This window comes from Phormidesmis sp. 146-33 (assembly GCF_052939515.1).
In genome coordinates, this window is the sequence record NZ_JBJPHU010000001.1 from 98907 (window position 1) to 113111 (window position 14205).

Genomic DNA, 14205 nt, shown 5'->3' on the forward strand with positions numbered 1-14205 from the left:
TACCCCCAGAGGGGGAACAGATCATCGAAGTTCTCCCTCATCCCTCTAATTCCCACCACCCGCAATCAAGACCTCACCCTTCAGCATTCTCTGAGCGGCATCCAGAAGGGCCTCCTCTAGATAAGGCTTTGTGAAGTAGCCACTTGCGCCAAGAGAAACCGCCATTTGTCTGTGACGATCGGCTCCACGAGAAGTCAGCATGGCGATCGGCAAATTGCTGAGATTGGGATCTTTTTGAATGCGAGACAGCAATTCTAACCCATCCATCCGAGGCATCTCAATGTCACAGAAGACAATATCGCAAGGCAGCCCCGCCCGCAGTTTTTCCCAGGCTTCTTGACCATCGCGAGCTTGCTCAACTCGATACCCCACTTTGTTGAAGGTCATTGAAAGCAGTTCGCGAACTGTGATCGAGTCGTCCACAATCAATACGGTTGGCTCAGTTTTGACGGTGAGCGTTTCGTTAGGATTCTGAGACGCGCCCTGATCCCACATTGTGCCAACGTCGCGACGAATCCGACCCATTGAGAGGTCGATCAGTTCTAACACATCGGCGATCGGCATGATTCGCCCATCTCCCAGCACGGTCGCACCTGCTACACCCACTGGTTTGGGAACGGGGCCTTCTAGCTGTTTGATTACAATTTCTTGCTCGCCCAACACCTGATCGACTTGCAGCGCCAAAAAGTTGCCCGCACTCCGCAGCACGACGACTGAAACCATATCGTCTTCCTGATTGCCACCGTAGACGTTGCCTCGACTCAAGTGGCGATTGTATCCTAGCAGCTCAGTGAGAGGTCGCAAGGGTAGTAGCGCATCGCGCCAAGAAAGACAGGCTTGCCCCTCGGCGTTGGTTTGAATCCGCTCCTTGGGAACGTCGAACATATCTTCGACCCCATCCATCGGAAAAGCAATCCGCGCCCGATCGCTAATACAGCACAGCGCCTTAGAAATACTCAGCGTCAGAGGCAAGCGAATCGTAAACGTCGTTCCTTTCGTAGACGCAGAATCGGTTGTAATTGCGCCTCGAACCTCACTCAAGCTGGTGCGAACCACATCCATGCCGACCCCACGACCCGAAAAGTCGTCTGCCTGATCTTTGGTAGTAAACCCTGGATGAAAGAGCAGATCGTAAATGTCTAAGCGAGTCATCGTTCTGGCTTCGGCGGGCGTGACCAAGCCTTTCTCGATCGCCTTTGCCTTGACGCGATCGACATCCACCCCTGCCCCATCATCTGAAACCGAAATCACTGTCTGGTTCCCTTGATGAAAAGCGCGAATGGTAATGCGACCTGTTGGAGACTTACCTGTTGCCCGCCGCACATCTGGAGTTTCAATCCCGTGGGTGATCGCATTGTTAACCAGATGAGTCATCGGATCGTACAAATGCTCCAGGATCATTTTGTCGATCAGCGTGTCACGACCCTCGATCACAAGTTCTGCTTGTTTGCCACACTTCATGGCAATATCTCGGACGGCACGAGGCATTCGATCGGCTGTCTGAGCAAAGGGCACCATGCGCGATCGCGTCAGCCCTTCCTGAAGTTGGGTCGTCACCTGCCGGAACATTCGCGTCACTTGATCCGTTTCATCCACGATGAACTCAATGTCAGACGCAGACTCCCGAACTCGGACAATTAGCTCGATCATCTCCTGCGAGAGCGAGTGAAAGCCTGTGAAGCGATCCATTTCTAGAGGATCGTACTCCATTGAGTTGCTGCTCGTAGAAGTGGCGTGGTTGTCCCGTGCCAAGCTGCCCAAGTTAGTAGGAGTCCGGTGGTGTTGACGGCTGGCCAGCAAAGAACTTTCGAGGAGCGATCGCTCGTACAGGTCTTGCATCCGCTGTCCCACGTCGCTGAGTTGCTGAACTTGATAAAGCAGGTTGTCTAGCGACTGTCGCAGTCTTTCCTGATCTTGTTCAAGGCTGTTGCGATTAACGACAAGTTCCCCGACCAAGTTGCTGAGGTTGTCCAGATGTTTGACGGGCACCCGCATCGTCTGTTCGCTGAAGACTTTTCCGGGACGGTTGGCTCTACGTCCTGTTTGAGTGACACCCAGACTTTTGACAGAGGGAGTACCTCCCATCGTTTTATCGGCATCCTCCAGCATCTTCTCTAGATCGTCAAACTCAGTGTCTGCGTCCCCGGTAGAGAAAGCATTTTGAGGGTCGGCTCCGGGAGCGTCTGCTAATAAGGACTCTAGATCGTCGAAGTTTTCACCGATTGGGGCTTGTTGTGAGAAGTTAGGTTCTTCACCAAGCAGACTACTTAGATTGTCAAATTGATCGGAGGCTGCTTGATCGGCGGGTTCTTGTAGAAGATTGCTTGAAGGGTCGGATAGGGTTTCTGTGGAGTCTTCGCCAAACAGTGCGTCGAGATCGCTAAATTCGTTGGCTCTGGTGAAGGTTGAGGGTGAGTCGGTTCCCAGCAAGTCATCCAGGTCGTCAAGTTGAGAAGGGCTGTCTGCAAGGTCAGGAGAGTCGCTGCCAAAGAGCAGGTCGAGATCGTCATCTTCGTTCTCAACATTACGTTCAACCGATGAGCGATCGTCTCCGCGAGAGGCTGCAAACAAGCCCGCTCCCAGGGATGCTGCCGCAATTCCTGCACCCAACAGAGGGTCAAATCCACCACCTTCTGAGGAATCAGAGGGGTCAACACTCGCTAAATCATCTAAATCGCTCTCAGCTTCCAGATCAGAAAATGCCAGGTCAAAATCAGAGGCTGCATCAGAGTCGGCAACTTCAGGCAGGTCTAGCTCGTTTAGAAGGCTGTCATCTGGAGACTCTGCAAGACCAAAATCGAGGCCAAACTCTGAATCGGCGATCGGTTGGGCGGGTTCTTCATCGTCATCCAGGTTTAACCCCTCAAACAGCGCGTCGTCGGCTGTCTCTGAAGTGGGCGTGTCGAGGTCAGCAAAGGACAAATCAAAGTCATCAGAATCGGCGACCCCCTGAGTGTAACTCGAAGAGATCGCTGGCTCAGATTCACCCTCTGCGGCGAAGTCAAGACTATTGGAGCGATCGTCTGTGACGGGTTCGCTTTCTTCAAACAGAGAAGTCGTCTCAAGGTCAAGCGAATCGGTGAGGAAAAAGTCTAGAGATTCCTCGATCGCTTCTTCCTGCGGGGCAAATCCGTTTAGGCTGTCAGGTGTTTCGGTGTCCTCAATTGTGGAGAAGCCAAACAATTCGTCCTGTAAATTCAGACTCGCTTCAGACGTTGGGGTTTCTTCCAGTTCTAGCGTCAGGTCTTGGCTTGAGAGAACACTAGATTCTGAAGTTTCTAGCGAGTCCAGGTTGAGTAAATCATTGAGGTCAGGGGTGTCCTCACTGCTTGAGAATGCCTCATCCAGCCCAAGGGCAGGTTCTTCAGTGGAGAAGCCAAACAGTTCGTCTTTTAGGCTGAAGGCAGCTTCAGACGTTGGGGTTTCTTCCAGTTCTAGCGTCAGATCTTCGCTCAAGAGGGCATCCAATTCTGGGGTTTGTGGTGTGAACCCATTCAGGTCATCCGTTGTCGCACTGCTTGAGAATGCTTGATCCAGGTCAAAAGCTGGTTCGTCGTCAGCATTCAAATCTAGAAGGCTATCCAGATCGTCTGTGGAAGTTTCACTGTCGCCAAAGTCGAGATCAAAATCGTCAGGACTTGAAGCAGCGATCGACTGTTCAACTTCAACTTCTGCAACCTTCGATTCCTCTAGCAGGTCAAGGCTCAGAGTTGCCTCTTCAGCAAATAGATTTAATGGATCAGTGGGTTCCTCAAACAGGTTGTCTAGCTCAACGTCCGCAGTCTCGCTCAGGTCAAAATTTAGGGAGTTTTCAGACTCAAAGAGTCCAGCCATATCTCCTAAATCTGCCTCAAAACCTGACGTGGAGCTTGTTTCTAAGTCTGTTGAGGTGATGTTTTCCAGGAGACTATCCAAACTTTCTTCAGTCTCTTCCAGGTTCAGGAAGTCTGCCTCAAGGGAGTCTAGCTCCAGGTTCAGGTCATTTTGACTAGACTCAGTTGCTAAAAGCTCGTCAAGATCAGATTGCTCACTTGAGGAGAGGTCGAAAGAAGAATCCAGCCGCTCTAATGATTCGTCGGATGGCGTAGAGACCACGGAAGGATCGATCGCTAAGGTTTCTCCCAGTTCAGCAAACTCAATCGGTTGAGACAAATCCTGGTTGAGGAGATCGTCAAAGCTGCGATCGTCGCTCTCTAACGAAGATTCAAAGCCAAACAGGGCGGCATCCGCTGAGATGGGGTCTGCTGGGTTGTCAGTCTCGGCAAACAGATCATCCAGAGGCTCAACAGACTCCTCTGAAAATATGAGATCAGGCGATTCAAGGTTTAGATCGGTCTCCAAGCTTGAGGTTGCAGAGGCTTCCAGTTCTCCCCAAGGGTCACCCACTTCTTCGATCGACAAAATAGATTCGGGTGATTGAATTGGCTCATCCAAAAGGCTTGGGGTTGTATCGGTCAAGTCGGTCAGGTCAAACAGAGCGTCTTCTGTCGAGTCACCTGATCCAGTTTGCGCTTGTTCTGCCTCGAACTCTAAGAGAGAGTCACCCAGATCGCCCCAAGGTTCGTCAGCGAGAGATTCGGGGACGGTTGCAGTCTCCAGACTGGCATCAAGGTCAAAACCCTCAAACGGAGACGCTGACGATCGTGCATCCAGGGCATCTGTCGAGGCGGTTGAAAACTGCGTAAAGTTTAGGTCGGTTTCATCCAACCCTGCGAACAGTTCGCCCAGGTCATCCAGTGGGGCATTTGAGGACTCAGCAGTGCGATCGAACAGACTATCCACAGATGCGGTGTCAAGGTCTCCCAGGTCTTCCAAGTTGAGGTCAGCAAAGGGGTCAGCAGCCGTTAACCCTGGGATAGAAGCGTCTGGCAGTTCAGAAAGGTTGGCATCAAAGTCAGGCAAGCCAAAATCGTCAGCTTCTGCCTCTACAGCCCCGGAAGCGTCGCCTGGTAGACTACCCCCCGACAAGCCATTGAAATCAACCGTGCTATCCGCAGAGATAGAGTTGGATGCTTCAAACAACAAGTCTGAGAAATCGCTGCTGTCTTCTGCGTCAAATAGTCCATCCAGGCTAGACGTTGAGGTCGTCTGGTTGATGACTTCTTCTTCTTGCCAGGTGAAACCTAGATCGGGCATTTCACCTTCAAACAGATCAGCCAGACTGTTGAGTTCTGCCATGCCAACTTCAGGGCCATTGCGGTCTGCTTCAGCAGAAATCTCGTTGAGATCGATCGCCCCAACTCGCTCGTTTTCCCCAGCTAGACTGTTTTCAGACTCAAATAAAGCAGTCTCAAAGCTCAGATCACTCAACTCCAAATCGCTCAAATCTAGTGAGTCTAGCCCAGGGTCAGATGTTGCAAGGTCGAATCCGCTCAGGTCGAGTGGCTCAGTCGGGTCAGGCTCGTCCGCGATTGCAAAGAAGTCTACCAGGTCGCCGTCTACTGCCAAATCGGGTAGCACTTCCACAGGAACCAGCGCTTGCAGTTGTTCACTCGGCCCAACGTCGGCTGCTCGCCCGGCAAGAATGGATTCCTGTCCTTGCTTGAGGTCTTTAAGGATGATCGGAGCCAGGGATCGGTAGGAATTATTGGGATCGGCGATCGCCCTACTGGCTGTTTCAACCAATTCACACCATTGGGTCAGATCAAAGGCTTCTCCCAGTCCTTTTAAGCCACGACAGACTTCTTGGAGTCGATCGCGCCCATCTGAAAGCGCCTCTGCCTGACGAAATAGTTGCAGCATTTCTCGCAGTTGAGCAGGCACGTCGCTTTGGAAGATTAGCAGTAGAGCACTGTCTTGCGATGCGTTGATAGGCTGAGGTACGGGTGCAGCTTTGCCCCTCGAACTCGCGGCCACAATGGCCGCTCCTTGCCCTTCTAGCACGGTCATGTGCTGTTTGAGTTCTTCAAAGACAGGCTCGACTCCCGTCATCGTTGCATTGGCTGCCTCTTCGGTCAAACCAAAGGGGCCCTGTAGCTGCTCTAGTAGCTCCTGAAGGGTATCAAAAACCTGTAGCAGCAGCGATTCTAGCTTTTGGTCGGGTCGGATGCCAGGAGTTTCCTTGAGGATCTTAAAGAAATCTTCCAGGCGGTGAGACGTTTTCTGAATGCTGCTCAACCCCAACATGGCAGCCCCGCCCTTGACTGAGTGAGCTGCCCGAAAGACTTCGTTGACCATTTCTGGGTCGTCGATCGTGCCTTGCAGATTCAGCAAACCCTGCTCAATCGTATTAAGGTGGTCTTTGGCCTCCTCAATGAAGTAGCCCATGATTCGCTGCTGTTGTTCCGGCTGCATCGCAATGTCCCTTTCCTTAATAGAGTGATCTCCGGCAAGACGCTTAGCTGGGATTAAGTCTTTGAGAAGATGTGTAACTTATCTGAAGTGCTGAGTGAATCGTCGATCGTGGTGCCTGTCCTGAGTAGATGCTTTAATGAACCCTGCCTGCTGTGCGCGGTCTTTAGAAGATTTTAGCTATTTGCGCTCGACAGTCTCCACGCGGAACCGTTCTACCGAGGTCAACAAGTTCCGTGCAACACCCACCAGATTTTGCAGTGAACCAGAGACTCGTTGGGCCTCTTGAGAAGTTTCTTGGGCAGTGAGTTCGACGGACTGCATCACCTGAGCCACCGCGCGCGAGGTTTCGGTTTGTTCTACCGTGTCTGCTGTGATTGAGCGAACCAGCGTATCGATGCGATTAGACACCTGAATAATGTCTTCAAGCGATCGCTTGGCTTGCTCTGCCAGTCGAGTTCCTTCGATCACCTGCTGGGTGCCTTCCTCCATTGCAGTCATGACCGAGCCAGTTTCACTCTGAATTTGCAGCACAATTTGCTCAATTTCTTTGGAGGCTTTGGCGGCGCGATCGGCGAGTTGACGGACTTCATCGGCGACGATCGCAAATCCTCTTCCAGCTTCTCCAGCCCTTGCTGCTTCGATACTGGCGTTGAGAGCGAGCAGGTTGGTTCGAGAGGCGATTTGAGAAATCAAGGCGACAATCTTAGAAATTTCTTGAGACGATTCGGCGAGACGCTTGACCTTGCGGGTTGTCTCAGCCACCGTTTCGCGAATTTCTAAAATCCCGGCTACCGTCCGCTCTACGGCTTCCCCTCCCTTGAGAGCAGTTGCCGATGCAGAACGGGCAACTTCCTCAGCCTCACGAGCACTTTCGGCTACCCGTTGAATCGAGTCAGTCATCACCTGGACTGAATTGAGGGTCACTGCAAGTTCCTCAGCCTGCCGGAGTGCGTCAGAAGACAAGCTGCGGGCAAACATTTCGTTTTCGGTCGAGCCTGTGCTGACTTGACGAGCCGCCGTCTTAACCTGCTGCACAATTTCTCGCAGGTTTTGGATTGTCAGGTTAAAGGAGTCAGCCACCGCTCCCAATACGTCTGCTGTCACTTCGGCCTGCACCGTCAAATCGCCTCTTGCTGCGCCTTCCACGTCGTCCAGGAGACGAATCACCTGACGCTGGAGGTCTTCTTTGGCCTGCTCTTGCTCCTCGGCCTTGCGCTGCGCTTCGCTCGTCGTCGTCAAAATCACCCGTGACATCTGGTTAAAGCTGGAAGACAATTGACCCAGTTCGTCAGCAGAATGAACGGTGGCACGAGCGCTCAGGTTACCCTGACAAACCGCATCAAACTGAGCTTGCAGGTCATCGGTCGATCGCTTCATCTGCTTTGCAACCACTTGTCCAACCGCAAAACTGGCTCCTGTCCCGGCAAGCAGGGCAGCTCCGGTCATCAACCAGCCTACATTGCGAACCTCTGAAACGACTTCAGGGCTTTTTTGCTGGGCCGCTAGGTTAGAAGAAACAAAGCTGACCAGAGCAACGGCGACTGCTGAAGCGATTCCAGCGACCCCAGCCACAATTAGCTGCTTGGTTGGAAGGGTCGAGTTTTCGAGGGGAGCCAGCATTCCCTGCTCGATCGTCGGGGTCGCTTCTTCTGGCGGATTGTCTAGCTGGGTAAAGGTGGGAACTTGCTCAGAGGCACTGGAAATGCTGAACAGTTCGTCTTCTCGAATGGTCGAGCGATCGTCGTTAAACTCAATCGCGGAGGAGCGATCGGAAGCGGTGGCCATGCTATTGCCTGTCAGCCCAAAAGCACTCCCGACCGAAGGACTGGTAAACCCCGCAGAGTCCTCGGATAAGTCAAAGTCGGATAAATTGCCCAGATCGTCAAAGTCTTCAAAGTCATCCAGAAAATCGACGCTGCTTTGACTGCTAGAGGATGAGGAATTCATATCAGGCGGCGGAGCAGAACTGTTGTAGAGCGCATCAAACCGAGTTTGCTCAGGCGGTGGTGCAAACTCAGCATCTGACTGATAGAGATCGGGGCCACCCATAAACAGCGTGTCTTCGCCCATGACGCGATTATTGAAGCTGGGGCGGACTGTATCTTCGTGATTGTTGGTGGGTAATTCTGGCTCAGTCGGGAATGCAGGGAAACGATCGGGATCGTCTAACTCTGCGGGTGGGTAGTCGTTGCTGTCGGTAAAGTCTGAGTTGGAGAAAACGCTGTCGAAGTCGTCCATCGCAGCTGGAAATTCATCCAGGCTGTTGGCGGCAAATCCAGAGTTGCGAGGCTCGATCGGCTCATCAAACGCAAACTGGTCTGCTGCAAAGGTCGCCGCATTGGGGTCGTGTGCCCCCCCGTTGGAGTCGTTCATTTCAAACGGGTCGGCATAGGCATCAATTCGACGTGAAGCAGCAGGCTCATTGACCTCCAGAGCCATGTCGTCCAGCAAAAAATCATCCGCCGGAAAGTCTAGATCAGGCTGCTGCTGCGTTACGGGTTGGTGGCTGAAACCAAGGTCGTCAGGACTGCTTTCTAGCGACAAGTCTTCGGTGTTGCCAATTCCCCCGTCAGATTCTCCAGCAAACTGACTGGCATAAGCAAGCCCGCTATTGGCGTAGTCTACAAATTCTGCATCAGAAGTCAGGTTGAGAACGGTCTGATACTGCTCCTGAGCAATGTCATACTGCTGCAAACCATAGCAATAGATGTGACCTCGCAAGAGTCGAGCGCTGGGGTCTTGTGGGTACTCGTTGACTAGGCGATCGACAATTCCAGCAGCTTCATCATACTTGCCCTGCATGTAGGCTCTTTCAGCCTGTTGATATTCTTGGGCGAAATCAGTCCCGCGTGCCATGTGCCTTCTCCTGCAAGTGCGTGTGTGCGCTAGAAGATCTGCTCTGATTGTCTGATCTTAAACTTAGAAAAAAGTGAGCAGTCGGTGTAAAGTGAGAATAATACACTTGATTGAGATCAATGCTTGTCGGGAAGGCAAAAGTGCTTCTCGATCGCTCCGTTAAATGTCGCTTCATGGCATTGATTGTACAGAGTGTTACCAGGTTTAGATCATTCATTATGCTGCCCACCGTGCCGATCGTAGAATGGCTACCTGGTCGAGCAGTCTTAAGAATTGCTTCTCTGAGTCGTCTAACACCCACTCTCCGCGTAGAAACGGGGCAACGCTGTCTGGGATGGCTGTGGGCATCTGGACATGCTCAACGTCTAGCCATTCCATGCCAACGATTCGTTCAACTGCCAGCCCCAACATAATGTCTTGGTCTTCCACGGCTATCACTGATATTTCGGGCTTGTCTGTGTTGAGGGGTACAGAATCTCCCAGAAATTGTCCTAAATCTGCCACCCAAACGACGCGACCGCGCACATTGAGCGTCCCCAACAGCAGCGGAGAAACATTGGGAACTGGGGTAATCCGATCGGGCGATGGCGAAAGCACCTCTCGAATCCCAGTTGCAGGCAGCGCAAATTCATTCCCCGAAGAGATATAGAACCGCAAATGCAACTCACCTTCAGGGCTTTCTAGCTCTTGGAACTCAGGTGCCTGGTCTTGCCCCCGCCCTGTTAAAAAATCTGGATTCCCTACCATTACATCAATTCCTAGCCTCTCAACAGTTGTTTGACCGTCCCCACCAGCTCAGTCGGCTGAAACGGTTTTGCGATGTACGCATCTGCCCCTTGCTTCATCCCCCAATAGCGATCGAACTCCTCACCTTTTGAAGAACACATCACAACAGGAACCTTTTGCGTTTTTGGATCAGCTTTAAGTCTGCGGCAGACCTCGTATCCATTCATGCGGGGCATGACAATATCCAGCACTACCAGGTCAGGACAGTGACCCTGAATCTGCTCTAACGCTTCGACCCCATCACTGGCGACGGTGACACTCAGCCCACTCCCCTTGAGGAGATCCGTAATCATTTCCCGTTGAGTAACGCTGTCTTCGACGACCAGAACTGTACTCATAACCCCCTACCTGCTTGCTGGCTTAACCATTGACGGGAAAAACCCACGCTGTTTACCTTAAACCATGTATTAACTAAAGTACCCTCAATCATTGAAATAATCAGACTCTCGTTAAAAATAGCGGGTTTAGGTGCGGTTGCTTTCTAATCCATCCGCGAGGGCATCTGCTAACAACGTGTCTGACTTGAGTTGGTCTGGCTGCCCCAAACCGACATATTTCTCTAGCAACATTAATAGCTCACTTTCTCCAAAGGGTTTTGTTAAGTAATCTGTCGAGCCGACCATTCGAGCTTTGACGCGATCGATAAATCCATCTTTACCTGTGAGCATGACGATCGGAGTTTGCCGAAAGGCGGTCGATTTGCGAAGCATGGCACAAATTTCGTAACCGTCCAGTTCGGGCATGGCGATGTCGCAGAGAATCAGGTCTGGCTTGAGTTGAAAGACGAGGCTGAGGGCTTTGAGGGGGTTATCGATCGCCGTCACTTGGTAACCGTGCTGGTTCAAAATATACTCGACGGTCTTGCGAACAGTAGCACTGTCTTCGATACACACAACTCTGGGAGTTTTGGTCGGTTGCCACAGCCCCAAGTCTCGGAGTCGAATTTTTGAGGTTGCCGTTTCCTCGGTGTAGGGTTGAGCGAGGTGTAGCCAGCCTTTTTGCACGTAGGGATAAATCGCTCTGGCCACCGTGAAAATATCGCGATTCAGATAGCGGGCGATTTGTCGAAGTGAGGTCTTGCCGTCTGCGTAGCGATCGAGTGTGCTAAACGTGGCTTCGGGTAGGGCTTCTTTGAGAGCCGCCGAATTGGCCACGATCGGACACTGATCCGGTGAGTGTAAATGAGTATGAAGCTGCTTCCACTCCTGCACTTGCTTGATGGTCTTAGCCATGAGTGGGGCGATTTCCATCGTCATCAACTGCGGTGACAAGGGGGTGCCAATCTCAAAAATAAACGAGCCTTGATGCAAACTCAGTAGGTCAAACAAAGTTTCGTGAACCATACTCTCAATGATGGTGCGCCCTTGGGCTGGGGTGAGAATGTGATTTTCGAGCAGTGCCCACAGGTAACCGTATTCTGGAGCATTAAAAGCGGCGATCGACGGCAGAGCCACCCCTTCTAGCGAATCTTCTGCTTTGTAACGATGTAGATAGTCGCGTAGTCGAGACAGATTGCCTTCGGTTTCTCCAGCGTAGACGATTTGACCGTTGAGAAAAAAGACGAACCACGACTGACCGCTCAAGGATTTTGGAACACGAGACTCTTGCACAGATAAATATGAAGGATACGCTTCGACAAAAAGCTCGCCTGTGCGCTGACCGAGTTCGATCAGTTGCAGGATGCTGCGGATGTCTATTTCACTCAACTGTCCCTGCATCAACCCTCTCCTCGGCTACGATCGGTGCGCTCAGTTCAATTCTGCCCTTGGGTGTGGCGATCCTTTCAAGTTTTAGGGTCAGAGAGAACGGCGTGACTTCAAAGGTGCGGTCGCAAATACTTCAAAGTCTCGCTTGCTCAAACAGCAATTCTTTCTCTGGCAAATCTTTTTGCAGCAAGCTAGTGTCTGGTGTGCAAACATTGTATCTACTAACTTAACTGGAGTAACACGCCACGTTAAGATTCCATCTTTTGCGGGAAGCTTTATTGTCTAAGATAAGGCAGAGCGATCGCGGATGGCAGTGCTAGATTATAGAGCAGGGAACTCACTCAAAGCGGCACGCTCTGCAATTTATTGAATGACGTGACTTCTGCATCCAAGTGAGATAGCATCTTGTGCTAGAGTCTGCCTGTTTGCCCAATGAGGCGTAAATCAGAGGTTTTTTTGACTCTGGTGTTTGATTAAACTGATGCAACTTGAGTGCTTAGGGCGGCCTAAAACTCAAGAACAGACAACGGATTTAGGGTGTGACAAAGCTCGATCGTTCTCAGTATGATTCACTCATTAGCCAGATGAAACCGTTCAAACAACATCAGTACATTCAGCTTAAGCAGACGTGAGTTGAGTAGAGTTAACCTTCGCAGTTCACCAGATTTGTCAGAAGATTTGTCAAAGCAAAAAAGAATAGAGATGGACTTGTCTCATTGGGGCAACTTACATCTTAGGATTGGGCGTAGACACGGAAGAGGGCTATCAGCGTGCTGTATCTAGCAGAAGTCATTCAAAAAAAGGGCGGAATTATCGGCGGCGGTAAGTCTGAACTCAAGTTGCTTGCTTGTCAGCGTACTGAGCAGAATTGGAGCGCTGTTGGTGAAGAATCGATTCAATCTGAGGAAGCCAGTCGCTTTACCTCTGGGACGCTTTTGTTAGTGGACTTGACTGCCAGCAAGCAGGTGCAGCGTGTCCAGGAAGCGGGTCGGCCACTGGTTAGCATCTTGCAAAACTTTTCTCGTCTGCAAGAGAAATTTAAGACTCAGGAAGAAGAGATCGAGCAATGGAAGCAGTCTCTTACCTACCAGAGTCAAGAGTTAAATCGGCGAGAGATGGAGATGGAAGCCCGTCGTGAGCAGCTTGAGCAGCTTGAGGCAGACTTTGAGCAGCTTGAGCAGCAGCGCCAGCAGTTTGAGATCACTCGCGATGAGGTGACGCGCCAAAACGAGGAGCTAGAGCGCAATCGTCAGGAAATGCAGGGCGCGTGGGAGCAGCTACAGGGGCAAAAGCGCCAGTTTGAAGAGCGGCAGACAGAAATGCAGTCGGCCTCTGTTTTGGATGATGAGCAGGCGCAGGCGATTCAACATCTGCTAAATCGCTTGAACGGCGCGGCCTTCTCGTCAGAGGCGATGCAGGAACAGGCTAATCAGGTGGCACAGTTGGTCACCCAAAAGCAGGCTATTCTCAGCCACCACTGGCAAAATTTGGAGCAGCAGCGATCGTCCCTTCAGCAGTCTCAAGATGCGATCGAGCACAGCGCTCAGGATCTCGATCGTCGCTGGCAAGAGTGGCATCAGGCACAAGATGCTTTAGAGCAGGCGAAAGCCGAGGTAAAACTTCAGCAGGCAGTTTTGCAGGTTAAAGAAGAGTACGCTCAGAAATTGAGGCTGCAAATTCAAAACCATGAAGACTTGCACCAGCAGCTTTTTCGTCTTGCAGAAGGCATGGATGCAAACATTAGTTCTGTCGATGTCGGCGCGTTGGAGAGGATGTCGATCGAGGAGCTTCAAGGGCGGATTCAAGAATTTTTGCGCGACTTTGAGATGTCTTCTGGGTTCGTCAACGGACAAGAGGAAGAGTTAGAGTTTAAGCAGAGAGAAATTGAGGAACTCAAAGTTAAAATCGGGCAGGCTGGGGACTACGAGCGCATCGCTCTGGAAGCCGAACTCGCTGACGAACAAGACGCTTATCAATTTCTCAATGAAACTTTGGTGGGTCAGCGTCGCAGTCTCAGGGAGAAGGAAGGAACCTTGCGGCAGCATCGATCGGTGTTAGCTCGCAGACAGGGCAAGAGTGACCCAGAAGCAGCCGAGGGTAACTTTGATTTGAGCCAGGTGTTTGAGCAGATTGATTTCTTGCGGCAGCAACAGGCAGATGAGCTACAAACGATCGAGCGTGAGCTTGAGCAAATTCGCAGTCGCATCCAGGAAACCCAGCAGATGGTGAACGGTCGATCGACCGAGCAAGAAGCTACCCGCAGCGAGCTAAAACACCTGGAAGAAACGCTGAGATCCCAGAGAGCGACTGCCGCGGAAATGATGGGTAAAGTCAATCTCTACCAAGACATGCTGCAACCGATTCAGGATGCGGTGGATGGTTTGAGATATCAGATTGAAGGACTACACGGAACGATCGCCCAAGTCCACGAGGCAAAAAATAATCAGAATGGCGCAATCGCTGAAATCCAGCAAATTGTCACTAACCTCACCAACAAGCCAGAGTTTGCCACCAGTTAAGCAGTTCTGAAATGGAACGAGCCTTGTAAACTTGGCACCTCAGC

The 14205-nt window shown here is 51.5% G+C and carries 6 protein-coding genes; 1 reads left to right on the forward strand and 5 read right to left on the reverse strand.

Annotation, left to right across the window (positions count from 1 at the left end):
* Positions 1 to 45 precede the first annotated feature (45 nt).
* The 5 genes from ACJ2PR_RS00440 to ACJ2PR_RS00460 form a co-directional block, all read right to left on the reverse strand.
* Positions 46 to 6294: a response regulator gene (locus ACJ2PR_RS00440; RefSeq protein ID WP_446875521.1), complete on the reverse strand. Its 6249-nt coding sequence runs from the start codon at positions 6292 to 6294 to the stop codon at positions 46 to 48.
* 177 nt (positions 6295 to 6471) lie between these two features.
* Positions 6472 to 9150 carry a methyl-accepting chemotaxis protein gene (locus tag ACJ2PR_RS00445; protein ID WP_446875522.1) on the reverse strand — a complete coding sequence of 893 codons (2679 nt, stop codon included), beginning with the start codon at positions 9148 to 9150 and terminating at the stop codon, positions 6472 to 6474.
* 216 nt (positions 9151 to 9366) lie between these two features.
* The gene (locus ACJ2PR_RS00450) at positions 9367 to 9897 is read right to left on the reverse strand and encodes a chemotaxis protein CheW (protein ID WP_446858508.1); all 531 of its coding nucleotides are present in this window, start codon (positions 9895 to 9897) and stop codon (positions 9367 to 9369) included.
* Positions 9898 to 9908: 11 nt separating this feature from the next.
* Complete coding sequence (locus tag ACJ2PR_RS00455; protein WP_446858509.1) at positions 9909 to 10274, reverse strand: response regulator transcription factor; 366 nt, start codon at positions 10272 to 10274, stop codon at positions 9909 to 9911.
* 126 nt (positions 10275 to 10400) lie between these two features.
* Entirely contained in the window at positions 10401 to 11654 is a 1254-nt protein-coding gene (locus ACJ2PR_RS00460) for a response regulator (RefSeq protein ID WP_446875523.1), read from the reverse strand.
* Positions 11655 to 12412: 758 nt separating this feature from the next.
* On the opposite strand from ACJ2PR_RS00460, the gene hmpF reads away from it, so the two are divergent.
* Entirely contained in the window at positions 12413 to 14161 is a 1749-nt protein-coding gene (gene hmpF, locus ACJ2PR_RS00465; protein ID WP_446875524.1) for a pilus motility taxis protein HmpF, read from the forward strand.
* The last annotated feature ends 44 nt before the right edge of the window (positions 14162 to 14205 follow it).